This window comes from Bacillus sp. bc15, from assembly GCF_900142585.1.
Lineage (GTDB): Bacteria > Bacillota > Bacilli > Bacillales > Bacillaceae_G > Bacillus_A > Bacillus_A cereus.
The window spans coordinates 1,658,216-1,675,461 of record NZ_FRBJ01000001.1 but is presented as its reverse complement, the minus strand read 5'-3'; the positions used below and the strand labels follow the sequence as shown (position 1 = coordinate 1,675,461).

Genomic DNA, 17,246 nt, shown 5'->3' with positions numbered 1-17,246 from the left:
TATCAGATATAGGTGGGACCGGATAGAATATAAGAGAATTAATTTTTTATGGCAAGAAGTATTCTATATGTTTTAACGTTCTAACCTATCTGTAATATTTATGGCTACAGTTAATATATGAGAAACAATATTTTTGATCGTAGGAGGAAAATCATGAACAGCGACTTTACCTTGGCCATACACAGTTTAACTTATTTAGCTTTACAGCCAGATCGGATGTCAACAAGTAATGCTATTTCAGAAAGTGCAGGTGTACATCCAGTACGCATTCGCAAAGTACTAAGTTTGTTAAAAAAACATAAGTTTATACAATCGAAAGAGGGGACTGGTGGCGGTTTTATTTTCGCTCGCGATTTAGATGAAATTAATCTTTGGCATATTTATCAGATAACCTCTGAAGGTGCTTTGCAGCCGAAGTGTCCAGAATCAAACAATCAGTGTGTTGTAGGTTCGAACATGCGAAAAGTTCTTTTCGCTATTTTCTTAGGTGCTGAAGAGCATCTAGGTGAATACTTAAAGAATTATACAATGAAAGAAGTTGTTGACCTTATCAATCAAGAGCGTTAAGCGGCTTAATTATTATATAGCCGTGAGTTCTTAACACTTAAATGTAATGAAAAATATTACAGTATAATTGTTTTTATATCTTTTTTATTGTCACAAAAAATATTTATAGGAAGGTGAAACGGTATGATGTCAAATAATAATCATGTTTTAAAAGTAGGAGATTGGGTTCGTGGAATATCAAATGAAGGTGAATTAATAGTTGGTTATATTGTATCACTTGATGATGTAGAGGATATAGTTACAGTTAGTATTGTGAAACGTGACGGCCAGTACACAATAAACGAAGCGATTTTACTCTTTAGTAAACACGTTAACAAACTCCCTGAATCAAAGGTAATAAATAAGGAACAAATCCTTTATCTTATAGATCTTGCATTATTAACAGGGGATGAAGAATGGTTTATCGAGCTTTCTTCAAAATTAAACTCGATAAAAGAGCTAGTTAATGAGGGATTTTAAAATTTAAACTTTTGAGGGTGCACACAATCCGCCTTATGGAGAGGACACAATTACTTTTCACATAAAAGGAAATGATGTAAAAACGATTCATTACAAACATAGAGATATTCCTGATAACGATAATTATGTAAATGAGCTGTCCATATGGGGCAGCTTTTTTGTTTTTTACTCAGTGTATCTTTTTAAAATGTATATGAATTCAATATTAATAATACATATCCTAAAATTTGGTTTTTTATTTTGGAATTTTTTCTTTTTACCTACATTAATTATTTATTAGAATATCTTTTATGTTTAAAATGAAATTTTTTGATAAAGGGGATATAAGTATCTTTATAATGAGTAACCTAGAAAAACAATGTATTATTGTATTTTTTTACTAACTAATTCAGCTTTAAGCGATAAAAACAATGGCTACATGCTAACTGTAAAATGTTATCCATATAAAATTATTCCACTTTAATATTTCTGAAAATATAAAAATATTAATTTTATAAATATACACGTTATAATGAGGGCGTCGAGAGAAATTTTATTATCTCTGGAGAAAATATAAAAAATGCGATTACTAGTAAGAAAGGTGTGTGATTAGAGGCGAAATGTATGTAATGTGCTTCAGTGGCTTGTGTAAGCAATATCATCAGTGCTACCGAAGTTATGAAGGTAATGTATAGAATTGAGAAAGAAATGCCTCGCAAATGAAGAGAGGCCGGTTTAGCTAAAATTACTGTTAAAAGTAAAAAAGAGAAACCATTAAAGTAATACACTGTTATTAGAAATGTTGCAACGTATTTATGAAGTCTATTCTATATTGTTCTCTTAAGAGGTCTTTATATAAAGAGCGGATATTACGAGTAAACTTTTTTGTGAACGCTAACAATTATATTAGGACGCTAACTAGCGAATGTTTCAATTTGGATTCATTATGATGAAGGACATACAAAGTGGGGCAACTTGTAAGGAATTCATTTTCCGAAAAGGGAATATTTGTTAGGCGTAAAGAGAGATGTAGGAATAGATACAAGGGGGAGTTATTATATGAACGGGAATACTGCAAAGAAAATAGAAGTTCAAGCTGAAAATACCGCACGAAAAAATGAGCAATATGCAGATCCGAAAAAGTGGCATAAGCAGGATACTACATGGGCACTCAGTCTATTTGGAACTGCAATTGGAGCAGGGGTGCTCTTTTTACCGATTAATGCAGGTTCAGGTGGTTTATTATCTTTACTACTAATTACATTACTTGCATATCCAGTTATGTATTACTCACATAGGGCGCTTGCTAAAATGATATACGCTTCTAATTCTGCTGATGAGGGGATCACAGGTACAATTAGAGAGTATTTCGGAAATAAAGCGAGTATCATTTTTAACATCGTATATTTCGGTTCAATTTATACAATCGTACTAATGTATTCGGTTGCGCTTACAAATACTGCAAGTAGTTTTATCGTGCATCAATTGCACATGCCAGAACCTCCAAGGGCTATTTTATCACTTGTATTAGTTCTTGGTCTTATCGCTATACTAAATTTTGGTCAAGATATTACTGTAAAGGTAATGAGTATGTTAGTGTATCCTTTCATAGTTTCTTTACTTTTTATCGCAATATCTTTAATTCCACAGTGGAATACGTCAATGCTTAGTTTTTCAGCTGTTTCAACTGCTTCAACAGGAACAGGCTATTTTGGAACGATATTGATGATTCTACCAATCATCGTATTCTCATTTAATCATTCACCTATGATTTCATCATTTGTTGTGAAACAGAGAGCTACGTATGGAATCGAAGCCACTGATGCTAAATGTGCGCAAATACAAAAGGTTTGTTATATCATGACATTCGCTGTTGTTATGTTCTTCGTTTGGAGTAGTGCATTGAGCTTGACTCCAGATGATATAAAAATGGCAAAAGAACAAAACTTATCAATTCTTTCATATCTTGCTAATGAGCTTAATTCGCCTGTAATCACTATTGCAGCTCCAATTATTGCTTTTGTGGCTATTACAAAGTCTTTCCTTGGTCATTATATCGGAGCATTTGAAGTAATGCGTGACATGATTATTAAGTTCGGTAAATCACGTGGAAAAGATATTGAAGAAAAAACAATTAAGACAGTAATCCTTACTTTCGTTGTATTATCATGCTGGTTTGTTGCTTATACAAATCCAAGTATTCTTGGACTTATTGATTCTCTAAGCGGTCCTTTAGTTGCTGCTATCTTATGTCTATTACCGATGTATGCGATTCAAAAAGTGCCAGTACTAGCTAAATACAAAGGGAAAATGAGCAACGTATTTGTTATTATTGTAGGTGTACTTACAGTTTTAGCAAGTATTAAGTCATTATTCTAATTCACTACTGTTGGTTTTAGTATCAAAATAGTTGGATCTGAGAAAAGAAGGAGCAAGTTTTGAATAGTTTTTTTCAAAACTTACTCTTAAAATATTCTAATGAATTAATTTTACAAATAAGTTTATTCATATTAGTCATCTAGCGTTTTGGTTATATACTCATCCAATATTATCAAGACCTAAATCGAGAAATTTTAAATATCAAGCGCCTAACGTATTATATATCCCTAATATGTTAGGCGCTTTTATTTTGGATAATAAATTTTGAACCTGAATTTGAATAGTATCTCTATTTGATGCTTATTTAATATTGTAAAATTTGTATTGAAAATTCGAGGTTTTAAAAGTACCATATACATATTCAAACATTTGAAGGTGTATATGGTACTTTTGAAAATTGAGGAAAAGTAACGGAGGGATTTCAATGGGAAACGAAATGCAACAATTTAAAGCAGATTTCTTTAAAGCCTTAGCACACCCTTTGCGAATAGGTATCTTAGAATTATTGTCAGAAGGTGAAAAAAGCGTAAACGAAATTCAAGATATTCTAAATAAGGAAGGTTCAGCTGTTTCTCAGCAATTAAGTGTACTACGTTCAAAAAACATTGTTGTTGGTAGAAAAGATGGAAAAAGAGTTTTATATTCTTTACGAGACCCTATTATTGTGGATTTATTGGTGGTTGCACGGAAGATTTTTAACAACCATTTAATCGATACGATTTCAATGTTAGAAGAGCTAGATGGAGCAGAAAGTGAAATGATGGCTAAGGAGGGATAGGTTGAGTATTGAGGTTAAGAAAGAAGATATCATCCAACATGGGATTGAAACATTTCGCTCATTAGGAGCTCATTACGTTTGTGAAGTTTGTATAAAAAGTGGAAATTCTTGTTGTTTTTCATGCCAACATTTACAAGATGGAGTTGGATGTCGAAAAAGAAATACTGCTTGTACAGCTTGGTTATGTGGAATTCAAGGTTTTTTATTTGATCAAATAGGATTACTGGATGAATGGAATCGTTTTTGGAGTGAAATTCCAGGACAAATGTTTCGTAGAGATATTACTCCAGATAAGGTAAGGATTAGATCGTTTATTGATACGAAGAAGCTAGATAGTCGGGCCGGAGAACGTCTAGCAGAAAGATTGAAATCCTATGTACAACAAGGTGGAGATATAGGTGAATTGGAGTGTCATTTAAGTAAAACATATAGTAAATATTAGGATGGTTTTTCTTTTTGTGAAAAGGACAATTTTCTGTATAAGGGACCGAGAAATACATTTGTAATCCAGATCTATTAAAAATAGAAAAGAAGGGTTTGTAATGAGAAAGTTATTTACAGGAAGGTTTGAAGGATATTCATTAGCACATTTTCAAAAGGATCTTCTTTCAGGAATGATTGTTGGAGTTGTTGCGATTCCACTTGCTATGTCTTTTGCTATTGCCTCTGGTGTTAAGCCAGAGTATGGGATTTATACAACCTGTATTGCTGGAATACTCATTTCACTGTTTGGTGGTTCGAAGTATCAAATTGGAGGACCTACAGGTGCTTTTGTTCCGATTCTTTTAGGAGTTGTAATTACCTATGGATACGAAAATTTACTACTCGCGGGTTTGTTAGCTGGAATTATTTTATGTCTTATGGGAATCTTCAAGCTAGGCTCTTTAATTAAGTTTATTCCACGTCCTGTAACAATTGGTTTTACTTCAGGTATTGCTGTTATTATTTTTACGGGACAAATTGCTAGTTTTTTAGGTTTAACAGGTATAAAAAAGCATGAGGAATTTCTAGCGAATTTGAAGGAACTCTTCACTCATATCAATACTACCAATTTTTATAGTGTTATAACTGCTTTGATTTGCTTTTTTGTTATACTCATAACACCAAAGATTTTACCAAAAGTGCCTGGTTCATTAGTAGGTGTTGTTATTTCAACTGTAATTGCAACTGTATTTTTCTCAGGTTATGTACCTACTATTGGTACAGTATATGGTACGATTCCAAATACACTTCCTCAGTTTGATATACCAGAAATCACATTAGAACGTATAAAGCAGTTAATTGGTCCTGCATTTGTTATTGCGATGCTCGGTGGAATTGAATCACTTTTATCCGCTGTCGTGGCAGATGGTATGACAAATAGTAAACACAACAGTAACAAAGAGCTTATCGGTCAGGGGATTGCCAATATTGTTACCCCGTTATTTGGCGGAATTCCGGCAACTGGAGCGATTGCACGTACAGCAACTAATATTAAGAGTGGAGCTGTATCTCCGATGGCGGGTGTTATTCACGGAGGATTTGTGTTATTTACACTTCTACTGTTAGCGCCATATGCTTCACATATTCCACTTGCTAGTATGGCCCCGATTTTAATGGTGGTAGCTTGGAATATGAGCGAGCAGAAACATTTTTATCACATACTTAAAATGAAGACGGGAGATTCTCTTGTATTATTGGTAACATTTTTACTTACTGTATTTACTAGTTTAACAACAGCTGTAGAGATTGGTCTTATATTAGCTATTATTTTGTTTACAAAACGTATGAGTAATATGCTTGTCATATCAAAAGTGCTTCCTGATCATACAAAAAGAAATGAAAAATTGCTACCACATGTGGTAAATAAAGCTCATGATTGCCCACAAATTAGCATTTATACAATAGAAGGGCCATTATTTTTTGGGGCTGCTCAAACATTTGAACAAAATATTTTAGCGACTATTCATTATAAACCTAATGTTTTAATTTTACGTATGGGAAAAGTTCCTTTTATTGATACCACAGGAGAGTCTTACTTTAGGAATATTGTTCAGCACTTCAAAAAACAAGGTGGCGTACTTCTTATTTCTGGAATTCAATCAGAGCTAAAAGCCAATCTAGATAAGAATGGATTGTACGCTGAGATTGGGGAAGAAAACTTTTTTAATCATACCGGAGAAGCAATTAATTGTGCTTTAGGACATCTGAATACAAAAAAATGTATAGGGTGTAAGCATTTTGCTTTTCATGAATGTACAGGGCTTTCTCAGCAATCTCAGGAAATCAATACAATAAAGAATAAAGAAAATGCATTAGATTTTTAAAAATTTCACTTCACATACAAAGTTTGTTTGAGTTAATCTACTTTTTTAATCATTTTATTAAAAAAGTAGAGAAGAAGAAAGTTTGCTTTGGAGAATTTGGAGAAGATTTTTTACAAGGTGTGAACAAGTAGTTTTTTTATACATTCAACAAATAAGTATCAAACAGCAAGAAGAGAATATTTTCCCTACATTTAAACGAAAAACGAAAAACGGAAATTAAAAATAATATTTATTTAATAGAATAAACGAAAACGAGTGGAGGAAATAAAAATATGCCTAATTTACCAAATTGTCCAAAATGTAATTCAGAATACACTTACGAAGATGGGAATCTTTTTGTTTGTCCAGAATGTGCTCATGAGTGGACTTTAGAATTAGAAGCTGAAAATAGTGAAGATACAAAGGTAATTAAAGATGCAAATGGAAATATTTTAAACGATGGTGATTCTGTAACAGTAATTAAAGATCTTAAAGTAAAAGGAACTTCATCAGTTGTAAAAATTGGTACAAAAGTAAAGAGTATCCGATTAGTTGATGGAGATCATGATATTGATTGTAAAATTGATGGTTTTGGAGCTATGAAATTAAAATCTGAATTCGTTAAAAAGGTATAAATACAAATTTTGTTACATCAAAATTAGTTTGAAGTTAATGAATATACACTGTTTTTCAGCTGTACCCCGTGCCCGACAACTTAAGAATTTCGAATTACCCCGAAATGATAAAATGAACTTTTTGGTTATGATTCAGCAGATTTTTTTTGAGTACCATGAAATTTTAGCTTGCTAGCGATATAGTACTGCCGAAATATTTGAAATAGCTATAAGACTATTCTTTCGATGGTATGATGAAAGATGTGGAAAAGGAATAGGAATAGGTCTCAATCAGACCTCAATATTAATCTTCACCATTAGCAACAAAAAACCACCTCTCATAAAGGTGGTTTTTCAGTATTAATATATTTTAATTAATCACGTCTAAATGGACCTTTTGGAGCAATAAGCTCTAAATTAGTACCATCTGAATCGGGGAAGTAGGCAACTCCTGTACCAAATCCAGTTTTCTAGCCGTCTTCTTGAAAGATAATTGGTTCGTCATCTGGGTGCTATCCTATGCCCATCAAGCTAACAAAATGGATTGCCTCTGAAACAAAAAATGATTTTTATTACTATAAAAAACGTAAAGTATCTGTTTTTAGAAAAAATTAATTTTTATAAATTGATGGAGATATAACTCAATTCTTTTATATATGTAGTTAAATATGATTGTCAGAATGAACTTAAAGTAATTATGATTTCTAGAAATACGAACTGATGTTTTGAATTGGTTTAAAGTTGCTGGAACAAAATAAAACCAATTGAGCAAAAAAACTTGCAAAAATAAAAAGAGAGATGTATATTAATTGATGTATCAATAATTGATATATCAATTAATATTTTAACAAGAAAGAAAAGGAATATTTTATGAAGGAAATGTTCGTAAATATCAGTGGAGAAGAACGCAAAATACTTATTCATGTTCTATTACAGATGCAAAAAAATGTAGAGAATATTAAAGAATAGAGAGTGTAGGGGGCAGAATAGTGTGGAAATAATCGCAGCTATTTTAGTCGGGATCGTAGCATTAGAACATTTGTTTATCATGATCCTTGAAATGTTTTTTATTGATTCAAAAGTAGCGAAACGTGCTTTCAAATTACCGAAGCATTTAGAAGGAGATCGAAACGTAGCCATTATGTTTGCAAACCAAGGTTTATATAATGGATTTTTAGCGGCTGGTCTCATTTGGGGACTTGTACTTGGGCTCAATCCAATTGGTTATATGGTCCAATTATTTTTCGTGATTTGTGTGGTGATAGCAGCTATTTTCGGAGGTTTCACATCTAATAAATCAATTATTGTGAAACAAGGACTTCCAGCTGTTTTAGCATTGGTTGCCCTTTTATGTATAATATAGAATCAAAGTTTTTCAATAAAAGAACTCATTTTTGAAAAGAATACGCTATTCTTTCTTTAGAATTATAGGAAAGGATGGCGTTTTTGTATGTCTATTTCTATATGTAGTGAATTATAACTATTCTCTCAAGGGACTCAACTGCTTTTCAGCTTTTGGATATATTTTCATCCATCTTTGTTTCCTCCTATTGTTGGATAGTGTAATAATTGATAAAAATTTTGATGAAATTGGATTATAACGATTGATCAAAAAAGTTAGTGATTAAAAATATTATTCTTTAGTACATACATTTTTAAGATGTTAAATATATTTCATAATAGTCTCTGTAAGATAGGGATAAGTAGAATAGTACTTTTTATAACTTTGAATGTCATTCATAATAGCACCAGTAAGAAGAAAACAAGCTTTACGGTACTACTAGTTACCAAAGATGTTACAGTAGTTTATTTAGAATCAGATTGATTGAAAGGTTGTACTATATGGCCTAATAATTTCGAAAAAATGTCGGTGTGGCATAAAATAATTATGGAGGTTAAAGATATGAGTACTTCAAATTTGCATGAAATAAGTAAACAAATTTTAAAAGAGGAGGAAACACTTCAATTTTCCTCTTTTACAAATGAAGATGCCTTGCAACTAGGTTTATTTATCGTTGAAACAGCAAAGCGAGAGGGGAAATTGATTGCTGTTGATATAACGAAAAATGGTGTGCAATTATTTCATTTCAAGATGACAGGGACAAATGAGGAAAATACGAAATGGATTGAGCGTAAAAAACGAGTCGTTTCCCTGCATGATCGTAGCTCGTATTATATGCAGATACAAAGTGAAATAACTGGGGTCTCCTATAATGAAAAATATCTTTTAGATACTTCAGAATACGCTGCGTTTGGTGGATGTTTTCCTATCAGAATAAAAAACGTAGGGGTTATTGGAATGATAACAGTTTCAGGATTACCACCAGAAGAAGATCACGAATTGGTAATAAGGGCAGTTAAAAATCATTTGAAGCAATAGTAAAAGTAAATGCGATGGTTAAGTAAAAGCCAAGAATGAACATATTATTGTTCGTTTTTGGCTTTTTATTATTTTTTCTTATAGTCGGCTAAGAGGGTTCTTTTACAGGTAGTACTTAATTTTGCAATGTTCTTTAAATTGCATCGTTTTGTTCGAGTGAGCGAAATTGCTGTAATTGAAGATGCTCTAAATTAATGTGAAATTTGGTGATTAAAGTAGCTACATTTCATATTTGTGTAAATATGAAACAAGCAGGATACATGAATAGAGAATGGGTAAAATAGTACCGAATGATGATTAGATTTTATGAATGATGTTATAAGGCTTTTTTTAGGAAAACTGAAAGAAGCAGTGTGTTTAGATTTAGAATGACTGGCAATGGGTGCTAGGAAGTTCAATGATTCAAAAATGAACTCATTTAAACGCATATTATCTTCGAGATGTATCATTTTGAAGAATATTAAAACTTAGGAGGAACGGAATTATGACAAAAGATTTCTATACTGCACTGAAAGAAAGACGTACTTACTATGGGATTAATAAAGAGGTACAAGTATCGGATGAAAAAATTAAAGAAATCGTGGAGTTTGCTGTGAAATATACTCCATCCGCTTTCAATTCTCAAACTGCACGATTAGTTGTATTATTTGGTGAAGCTCATGATAAATTATGGGATATTACCACTGAAACATTAAGAAAAGTAGTTGGAGATGGAGATTTTTCAGGAACGCAACAAAAAATGGATTCTTTTAAAGCTGGTTATGGAACAGTATTATTCTTTGAAGATGAGGCTATCGTTAAATCGCTTCAAGAAAAGTTTGCTGCATATGCTGAAAACTTCCCAATTTGGTCACACCAAGCATCAGGTATGCACCAATTAGTCGTGTGGACAGGTTTAGAAGCAGAGGGATTAGGGGCATCATTACAACATTATAATCCATTAATTGACGATGAGGTAAAACAAGAATGGAATGTCCCTGCTAATTGGAAACTAATTGCACAAATGCCATTTGGTAATCCAACAGCTGCACCAGGTGAAAAAGAATTCCAACCACTTGAAGAGCGTGTGAAATTTCATAAATAATAAACATTATTCATAAGGAATGAGTAAAAAGATTCTAGTTATGAATTCAATCACAAGTGTAACGATATATATATTAAAAAAACACGAAGACATTTAAGTCTTCGTGTTTTTTTAATTCATTTTTGAAAGTGATAAAGGAGTATAGGCAAAGATATTTTATTGTCGAATGTTAAATATTTGTATATGTAAAATTACATATATTTAATGATTGATAATCATGAATTAATGTAACTATAATAATTACACTGGGAAATAACTTATGGACTACAGTTTTAAGTAACGAAGGAGGAATTTGTTTTATTGTATTTTGTATATAAAAAATAGAAAAGGAGATATGCAAATGAAAAGATTACTTGTTATAGGCATAATGTATACAATGTTTTTCCTCATAGGAAATATACACTTACATGCTGATGAACGAATAAATGCAAAAAAAATTACTAGTTTAGAAGAGCCTACTTGGATATTTCAGGCGGGCATAAGTAAGGGGAAATATCATGATCGACAAGATTTAGGATTTATTTTGAAGAGAAATACACCATTAAAGGTAAGACAAACAAATCCTAATTTTAAAGACAAATTAACATTACGTTTATTGTCTAATGACTCAAAAAATGAAAAATCCATACAAGTAGGAAATGAATGGGTTACTATCCAAGGTGATACGTCTTTAGTTCCTTTCATAGATACTCCGTATGGTGAAGAGCACGCTGTACTTGAGTACCAAGTAGGGAATGAAAGTGCTACTAAACCCCTTCCCATTTATAAACAACAAGGAAGTGTATCTCAATTTTTTAGTACATGGGATCAATTTGATGGAGAGTATGCGTTACTTCAAGGGGAGAGTTTTCAATTATTTGTACCTAAAAAAGATAAAGAGTTAGTAAGATCTTTAAAAGATTTTCAATCATTGGATGAGTTAATTGTGTATTATGAAGATATTTTTGTGATGTATGATTCAATTATTGGTTTAGATGGCTCAACGTTTGAAAATAAAAAAAGTCAAAATCGTTATTTCTTAAAAGCAGATATATCTGGTGCTGGCGGTGCCTATTATGGCACAAATTGGACAGCGAATAGTACAGATAGTACAAAGATGTGGTTAGATAAACTAAGTTGGGGAACTTTACATGAAATCGCTCATGGATACCAAGCTGGTTTTGATAATCAAGGAATATTTACAGGAGAAGTTTCTAATAATCTATTTGGTGTTCAATATCAATATAGTAAATACGGCAAAAAAGCAGATCAAGTTGGTTGGTTGTTTAATTTCGGGAAAAAGGAACAGGTAGAACGGAATTTATATAATGCTTTAATGAAAGAAAATAAAAATTATGATGATTTAGATTTACGACAAAAACTTATTCTTTTAACAATGGCGAAACAAAAAGCTGGCGATGAAGCATTTGCAAAAATGTATCAAGGTTATCGAAAACTAGCTAGCAATGCTGCTTTCAAAAAAGGTGACCATTCTTTACCAGATTTAATGAATCAGTATTATAGTGAGAATGGACAAGTTGATTTTACACCTGTTTTTGAAAGGTGGGGCTTTAAGCTTAATCACAAACAAATAGAGATGAATAGGGCGAAAGGTTTTCCGGCTGTTACTTCTTTAGCTTATATAGTGCCTGAATCACAATTAGCGAAAGCAAGAGCTATAGTTGATCCTGATATTCCGATAAACTCCAACTTCGAAATAGTTACGAATCAGCAAATTGCTCCACTTAGGCTAAAAGGGAATTTGCATATCCATTTAAATACAAATGAAATAGATACATTAAAAGGAGGAAAAATTAAATTAAAAGAAGGGAATACAGTTATTCAAGAGAAAACAATTGAAACAACAGATATCAATTTACAAGACGTACCAAATGGAGTGTATACGGTTGAAATTTCAGGTGGGAAAACGAATAGTATGTACCATTTCAGTTCGTATTATGCCTATGTAAAAGAAAAAGATAATAGTCTAAAGATTGATATTAACGAAATGAAAGTGAGTAAGTTGGTAAATGAAACGATTCAATTCCTAGGATTAGGAGATGACCAGTTTGCCGTATTAAATACAGACTTAGAGCAAAATCGAGCTATTTTTACGATTACTACTAAAACGCCTCATAACTATTATGCAGGTGAAAAATATGCATCGATAGAGGTCTTTAATGAAAAAGGTGAAAAAATTTATACGAAGGAAATGGAAGGAACAAATGTAACAATTGTAAAAGATATCATTCCACTAAAAGAGGGATATAGAATTAAAATCTATCATGATGAAATAAAAAAACGATTAACTAGTAAAGCTACTATTATTAATCCTATGAATAAAACGAATGAATTTATAATAACAAAATGGGGATTGAAAAATACTTCTTTGCAAAATAATCCAGAAGAAAATCTTATACAAAGAATTGATGAAGAAATGGAAGCGATTATAAATAATCCGGTTTTAAAAAAGATACCAATGCAAAAATTAGAAATGAAAAAGAATGTGTGGATGGCAATAAATATGTTATCAGAACCACAAAAAATAACGTATATGAATAAATATAAAGATAGCTTATATAATGAATAATTTTTGAGAAATGAATTGAATCTAAAAAAGTAGCAAACCAATCTATTAACCTATGTATGTAGAGGTATGTAAAAACGATTGGCTATAGTTAAAATTTTTTATCTATGCTTAAAATTCTAAAATACATTTATTTAATTTAATAATACGATTATAAAGGGGTAAAAATATGAATAATTTCGTAAAGGTAGGTTTAACTACAGGAGTGGTGTTATCGGCGATTATGCCTTATGGAGGAGTACATGCGGAAACAGAAGATTTAAAAGTGGAAACAAAGGAAGATACGTTCCGAACAGGTAATTTAACAGCACCTTCTCAAAATTCGGCAGAAAATGTAGCAAAGGATGCACTAAAAGGAAAAACAGAACAAGCATTATCATCAAAGCAAGTTAATACGGAATCCAAAGTTAATTATAATGTTACGCAAAGTCGTAAATCTTATGATGGTACTACATTGGTACGTCTTCAACAAACGTATGAAGGACGTGATGTATACGGATATCAACTAACAGTACATATTAATGATGATGGTGTACTTACGAGCGTTTCGGGAGATAGTGCCCAAAATTTACAACAACAGGAAGATTTGAAACAACCTATTACTCTATCAGAAGAGGATGCAAAGAAACAGCTTTTCAACATCTATGGAAATGATCTCACATTTATCGAAGAACCAGAAATTAAACAAGTGGTATATGTAGATGAAAATACAAATAAAGCTACAAACGCATATCAAATTACTTTTAGTGCATCTACACCTGAATATGTATCCGGTACAGTATTAATTGATGCTTTTGGTGGTAATCTATTAAAAGAACTCGTTCAAAAATTGGGTATACAAGTAGAGAGTAGTATTGTCCAATCTGCGACATCAAATAAATCAACAGATCCTTCAAAATTAACAGGTACAGGAAAAGATGACTTAGGTATTAATCGTACGTTTGGAATTACACAAAGAAGTGATGGAACGTACATGCTTGCAGATTATTCTCGTGGTAAGGGAATTGAAACATATACTGCTAATTATAAAGATTATAATAATTATAGAAGAAATGTATGGGGTTATCTCGATGATTTAGTAACAAGTAATTCTACAAATTTTACAGATCCTAAAGCAGTTAGTGCCCATTATTTAGCAACGAAAGTATATGATTTTTATCAAGAAAAATATGGCCGTAACAGCTTTGATAATAACGGACAAAAAGTAATTTCTGTCGTTCATGGTTGGAACACAAATGGTACGAATAAAGGAAATCCTAAGCAGTGGTTTAATGCATTTAGTAATGGAGCTATGCTAGTATACGGAGATCCAATTGTTAGAGCATTTGATGTGGCAGGACATGAATTTACACACGCGGTTACAAGAAATGAGTCTGGACTTGAGTACGCAGGAGAAGCTGGTGCAATTAATGAAGCGTTATCTGATATTTTAGGAGTAGCAGTTGAAAAGTATGCCAATAACGGAAAGTTCAATTGGACAATGGGAGAACAATCAGGTCGTATTTTTAGAGATATGAAAAACCCATCATCTATCTCTTCTAGATATCCAGAGGATTATAGGCATTATAATAACTTACCTATTGATGCTGACCACGATCATGGTGGTGTACACACGAACTCTAGCATTATTAATAAAGTAGCTTACTTGGTTGCTAGTGGTGGAAGCCATAATGGAGTAAACGTACATGGCATTGGAGAAGATAAAATGTTTGATATTTTCTATTATGCAAATACGGATGAATTAAATATGACTTCTGATTTTAAAGAATTAAAAGAAGCTTGTATTCGTGTAGCAACGAACTTATATGGTAAAGACTCATTAGAAGTACAAGCTGTCCAACAAGCCTTTAAAGCAGCGTATATTTAATATTATTGTGATGAATTACAAACTCTTTCATTTTAATATAGTGATTAATTTGTATTTATAGACAAAAACCTTGTAGAATTTTTCTGCAAGGTTTTTGAATGTTATCCCGCTATTTGCCGGGCGGTAAGACCCCGCCTCAAAATTTAGCTGTTATTTTTTTACTTGTTGTAAAGGATGGAAAGCTTTTAAGGTTGTGGCACGCCTTTTAAGAAAAAGATAAGGCGAAGCGATCTCGCTGTTATTTTCCAACAACAAACATTTGTTATTTGTATTATTTAGTGAAAGTTACCAAACGTTTTTCAAAACTATTTTACCTATTGCTTTATTTGACTCCAAATATTCATGTGCTTGTGCAACTTCATCAAACGTAAAAGATTTAGAATCTAGCAATGGACGAAGTTTTCCTTCTTCTACAATTTGCGTTATTTTCGTTAAGATTTCTCCGCAATCATTACGCTTATCTGTATGTAATATTTTTAACGCCATAAAAGTAACGTGCAGAGAGAGTCCTTTTGCGTGTAAAGGAGAGAGGTCATGGGTTGAACGAGCTGCAATAGTTACGACAGTTCCATTGACCGCAGCAGCTTCAAAAGAATGATCAAGATTCTTGCCGCCTACTGTATCAAATATAACTTCAAATCCGTTTCCATTCGTATGTTTTTGTACATATTCTTGAACAGATTCTTCTTTATAATTAATAGCTATATCGGCTCCTAAACGATGGGCTATTTCCATTTTGTTTTGCTGAGAAGCTGTTGTGAAAACTTTAGCGCCTGCCCATTTAGCTAGTTGAATGGCTACGTGTCCTACGCCACCAGTAGCTCCATGAATGAGAACATTTTGACCAGGTTTAATATTTGCACGATCAAATAAAGATTCCCAAGCTGTAATTGCAACTAATGGTAGAGCAGCAGCTTCTTCCATTGTTAAATTGTTAGGTTTGTGAGCAATTAATCGTGCATCAGCAAGCATAAATTCTGCAAGTGCACCTCCAGTTTCTTTAAAACCTCCGGCACATCCGTATACTTTATCCCCTGATTTGAATTTCGAAACACCTTCTCCTACTTCAATAACAATACCAGCTACATCGCCGTGTAATATAGCTGGAAACTCAGGAGCGACGGCTGAAACGGCACCACTACGCATTTTTGTATCGATTGGATTTACACTTGTTGCTTTTACATCGATTAGAACATGACCTGGTAAAAGTTTCGGTTTTGAAACTTCTTCTAATTGAAATACAGATGAATCCCCAAAAGAATGGATAATTTGTGCTTTCATAGTTTATACCTCCTGTTTGTGGTTATAGCATAGCAAAGTACGAAAAATAAGTATAATATTTTGAATTTGGTTAGTGAGAATTTTATATAAAGAAGAGGAAAGTGCATGAAATGAAATAATGTAACGTACTTCTAAAAACTACTGTAAAGCTTTTTGAAGAAAGGGTAGATGTTATTTTTGCAGCATGATTTATTCATTATGTTTATCCCGCTATTCGCCGGGCAGTAAGACCCCCGCCTCAAAATTCAGCGAAAGCAAAGAAGTTAGGTGGGAGTTGGGCTGCTCGTAAAAGCCCGATTGGTGAAGGCTAATAATCAGTGGGGATGAACAAAACCTCCACTGATTAAAGTTTCACTTTATTCGGAGCGACAGGGGATTTAGCGAAACGCAAAATTTACCCTGCTTTATATAAACTATTTAGTAATCAAAATATACCACAATCTATTTCGATTATCGGCATTGGCAGAAGGGCAATGTCAGATGTAGAATTTCAAACAAAGGTAGAACAATCCCTTACTACATTTTCTAGAATATCTACTGATGACCAATCAGGAGTAGAGGGATTTATTAGCACATTTCGTTATTGTCAATTAGATACAGCAAATATAGTGGGCTATCAAAATTTGCTGAGCCTTGTAAAAAAGCGTGAAACAGAATTAAACATTCCTGAAAACCGTATGTTTTATCTATCTGTTGTACCAGAAGTATTTGATGTGATTGCTTTAAATATTAAAGAGAGTGGATTGTGGACTACAAAAGGATTAAACCGTCTTATTATAGAGAAGCCTTTTGATTATAATGTAACGTCTGCTCGCGAGTTTAACCGGAAATTAATTGAAGATTTTGATGAAACTGATATTTATTATATCAATCATTATCTTTGAAAATGAATGGTAACTAGGAATACACTTAGAAAAGTATTACAAAATAAATAGTATTTAATTCAAGACATTTTTATTGACGATAATAATTTATGTGGTTAATATACTAGACATAGGATTACTTAA

Annotated in this window: 13 protein-coding genes and 3 pseudogenes; 14 read left to right on the top strand and 2 right to left on the bottom strand. The window is 32.4% G+C overall.

Features of this window, described 5'->3' with window-relative positions; translation table 11 throughout:
- Window positions 1-153: 153 nt before the first annotated feature.
- From saiR to BUA87_RS08490, 8 genes and pseudogenes are all read left to right on the top strand, one after another.
- Window positions 154-567, top strand: a complete 414-nt coding sequence (gene saiR / locus BUA87_RS08525) for an Rrf2-family transcriptional regulator SaiR (protein ID WP_001083465.1) — start codon at window positions 154-156, stop codon at window positions 565-567.
- 123 nt (window positions 568-690) lie between these two features.
- Window positions 691-1,026: an IDEAL domain-containing protein gene (locus tag BUA87_RS08520; protein WP_000987462.1), complete on the top strand. Its 336-nt coding sequence runs from the start codon at window positions 691-693 to the stop codon at window positions 1,024-1,026.
- A pseudogene (locus tag BUA87_RS31715) lies at window positions 1,025-1,147 on the top strand (DUF3888 domain-containing protein); the annotation flags it as partial. The gene BUA87_RS08520 and the pseudogene BUA87_RS31715, both read left to right, overlap by 2 nt.
- A gap of 917 nt (window positions 1,148-2,064) precedes the next feature.
- A complete protein-coding gene (locus tag BUA87_RS08510; RefSeq protein ID WP_001014190.1) occupies window positions 2,065-3,384 on the top strand; it encodes an aromatic amino acid transport family protein in 1,320 nt (439 codons plus the stop codon).
- A gap of 424 nt (window positions 3,385-3,808) precedes the next feature.
- On the top strand, window positions 3,809-4,162 hold the full coding sequence (locus tag BUA87_RS08505; protein ID WP_000526189.1) for an ArsR/SmtB family transcription factor: 354 nt from the start codon (window positions 3,809-3,811) through the stop codon (window positions 4,160-4,162).
- A gap of 1 nt (window position 4,163) precedes the next feature.
- Window positions 4,164-4,604, top strand: coding sequence for a hypothetical protein (locus BUA87_RS08500; protein WP_000021461.1), 441 nt, complete (start codon window positions 4,164-4,166; stop codon window positions 4,602-4,604).
- A 100-nt stretch (window positions 4,605-4,704) separates the two neighbouring features.
- Window positions 4,705-6,468 (top strand): SulP family inorganic anion transporter, encoded by a 1,764-nt coding sequence (locus BUA87_RS08495; RefSeq protein WP_072939163.1) that lies wholly within the window; start codon window positions 4,705-4,707, stop codon window positions 6,466-6,468.
- A 272-nt stretch (window positions 6,469-6,740) separates the two neighbouring features.
- A complete protein-coding gene (locus BUA87_RS08490) occupies window positions 6,741-7,082 on the top strand; it encodes a zinc ribbon domain-containing protein YjdM (protein ID WP_001133198.1) in 342 nt (113 codons plus the stop codon).
- 353 nt (window positions 7,083-7,435) lie between these two features.
- Here BUA87_RS08490 and BUA87_RS08485 read toward each other — a convergent pair.
- Window positions 7,436-7,582 (bottom strand): annotated as a pseudogene (locus tag BUA87_RS08485) (VOC family protein); the annotation flags it as partial.
- A 470-nt stretch (window positions 7,583-8,052) separates the two neighbouring features.
- On the opposite strand from BUA87_RS08485, the gene BUA87_RS08480 reads away from it, so the two are divergent.
- The 5 genes from BUA87_RS08480 (at window position 8,053) to BUA87_RS08455 (ending at window position 14,958) form a co-directional block, all read left to right on the top strand.
- Window positions 8,053-8,424: a DUF1304 domain-containing protein gene (locus BUA87_RS08480; protein ID WP_000402471.1), complete on the top strand. Its 372-nt coding sequence runs from the start codon at window positions 8,053-8,055 to the stop codon at window positions 8,422-8,424.
- A gap of 501 nt (window positions 8,425-8,925) precedes the next feature.
- A complete protein-coding gene (locus BUA87_RS08470) occupies window positions 8,926-9,441 on the top strand; it encodes a heme-degrading domain-containing protein (protein ID WP_072939160.1) in 516 nt (171 codons plus the stop codon).
- 484 nt (window positions 9,442-9,925) lie between these two features.
- Window positions 9,926-10,525, top strand: coding sequence for a nitroreductase family protein (locus BUA87_RS08465; RefSeq protein WP_000158938.1), 600 nt, complete (start codon window positions 9,926-9,928; stop codon window positions 10,523-10,525).
- Between the two features lie 340 nt (window positions 10,526-10,865).
- Window positions 10,866-13,094 carry a putative mucin/carbohydrate-binding domain-containing protein gene (locus BUA87_RS08460; RefSeq protein ID WP_071714601.1) on the top strand — a complete coding sequence of 743 codons (2,229 nt, stop codon included), beginning with the start codon at window positions 10,866-10,868 and terminating at the stop codon, window positions 13,092-13,094.
- A gap of 166 nt (window positions 13,095-13,260) precedes the next feature.
- Complete coding sequence (locus BUA87_RS08455; RefSeq protein ID WP_071714600.1) at window positions 13,261-14,958, top strand: M4 family metallopeptidase; 1,698 nt, start codon at window positions 13,261-13,263, stop codon at window positions 14,956-14,958.
- A 285-nt stretch (window positions 14,959-15,243) separates the two neighbouring features.
- Here the strand turns inward: BUA87_RS08455 and BUA87_RS08450 are convergent, their stop codons facing one another.
- Entirely contained in the window at window positions 15,244-16,239 is a 996-nt protein-coding gene (locus BUA87_RS08450; protein ID WP_000647254.1) for a zinc-dependent alcohol dehydrogenase family protein, read from the bottom strand.
- Between the two features lie 368 nt (window positions 16,240-16,607).
- On the opposite strand from BUA87_RS08450, the pseudogene BUA87_RS08445 reads away from it, so the two are divergent.
- Window positions 16,608-17,123, top strand: a pseudogene (locus BUA87_RS08445) (glucose-6-phosphate dehydrogenase); the annotation flags it as partial.
- Window positions 17,124-17,246 lie beyond the last annotated feature (123 nt).

Excerpts from the sequence above, each read along its gene's own strand:
- BUA87_RS08490 (WP_001133198.1), top strand. The coding sequence starts at position 6,741 with ATGCCTAATTTACCAAATTGTCCAAAATGTAATTCAGAATACACTTAC.
- BUA87_RS08495 (WP_072939163.1), top strand. The coding sequence starts at position 4,705 with ATGAGAAAGTTATTTACAGGAAGGTTTGAAGGATATTCATTAGCACAT.
- BUA87_RS08450 (WP_000647254.1), bottom strand. The coding sequence starts at position 16,239 with ATGAAAGCACAAATTATCCATTCTTTTGGGGATTCATCTGTATTTCAA.
- saiR (WP_001083465.1), top strand. The coding sequence starts at position 154 with ATGAACAGCGACTTTACCTTGGCCATACACAGTTTAACTTATTTAGCT.
- BUA87_RS08505 (WP_000526189.1), top strand. The coding sequence starts at position 3,809 with ATGGGAAACGAAATGCAACAATTTAAAGCAGATTTCTTTAAAGCCTTA.
- BUA87_RS08520 (WP_000987462.1), top strand. The coding sequence starts at position 691 with ATGATGTCAAATAATAATCATGTTTTAAAAGTAGGAGATTGGGTTCGT.
- BUA87_RS08465 (WP_000158938.1), top strand. The coding sequence starts at position 9,926 with ATGACAAAAGATTTCTATACTGCACTGAAAGAAAGACGTACTTACTAT.
- BUA87_RS08460 (WP_071714601.1), top strand. The coding sequence starts at position 10,866 with ATGAAAAGATTACTTGTTATAGGCATAATGTATACAATGTTTTTCCTC.
- BUA87_RS08455 (WP_071714600.1), top strand. The coding sequence starts at position 13,261 with ATGAATAATTTCGTAAAGGTAGGTTTAACTACAGGAGTGGTGTTATCG.
- BUA87_RS08510 (WP_001014190.1), top strand. The coding sequence starts at position 2,065 with ATGAACGGGAATACTGCAAAGAAAATAGAAGTTCAAGCTGAAAATACC.
- BUA87_RS08470 (WP_072939160.1), top strand. The coding sequence starts at position 8,926 with ATGTCGGTGTGGCATAAAATAATTATGGAGGTTAAAGATATGAGTACT.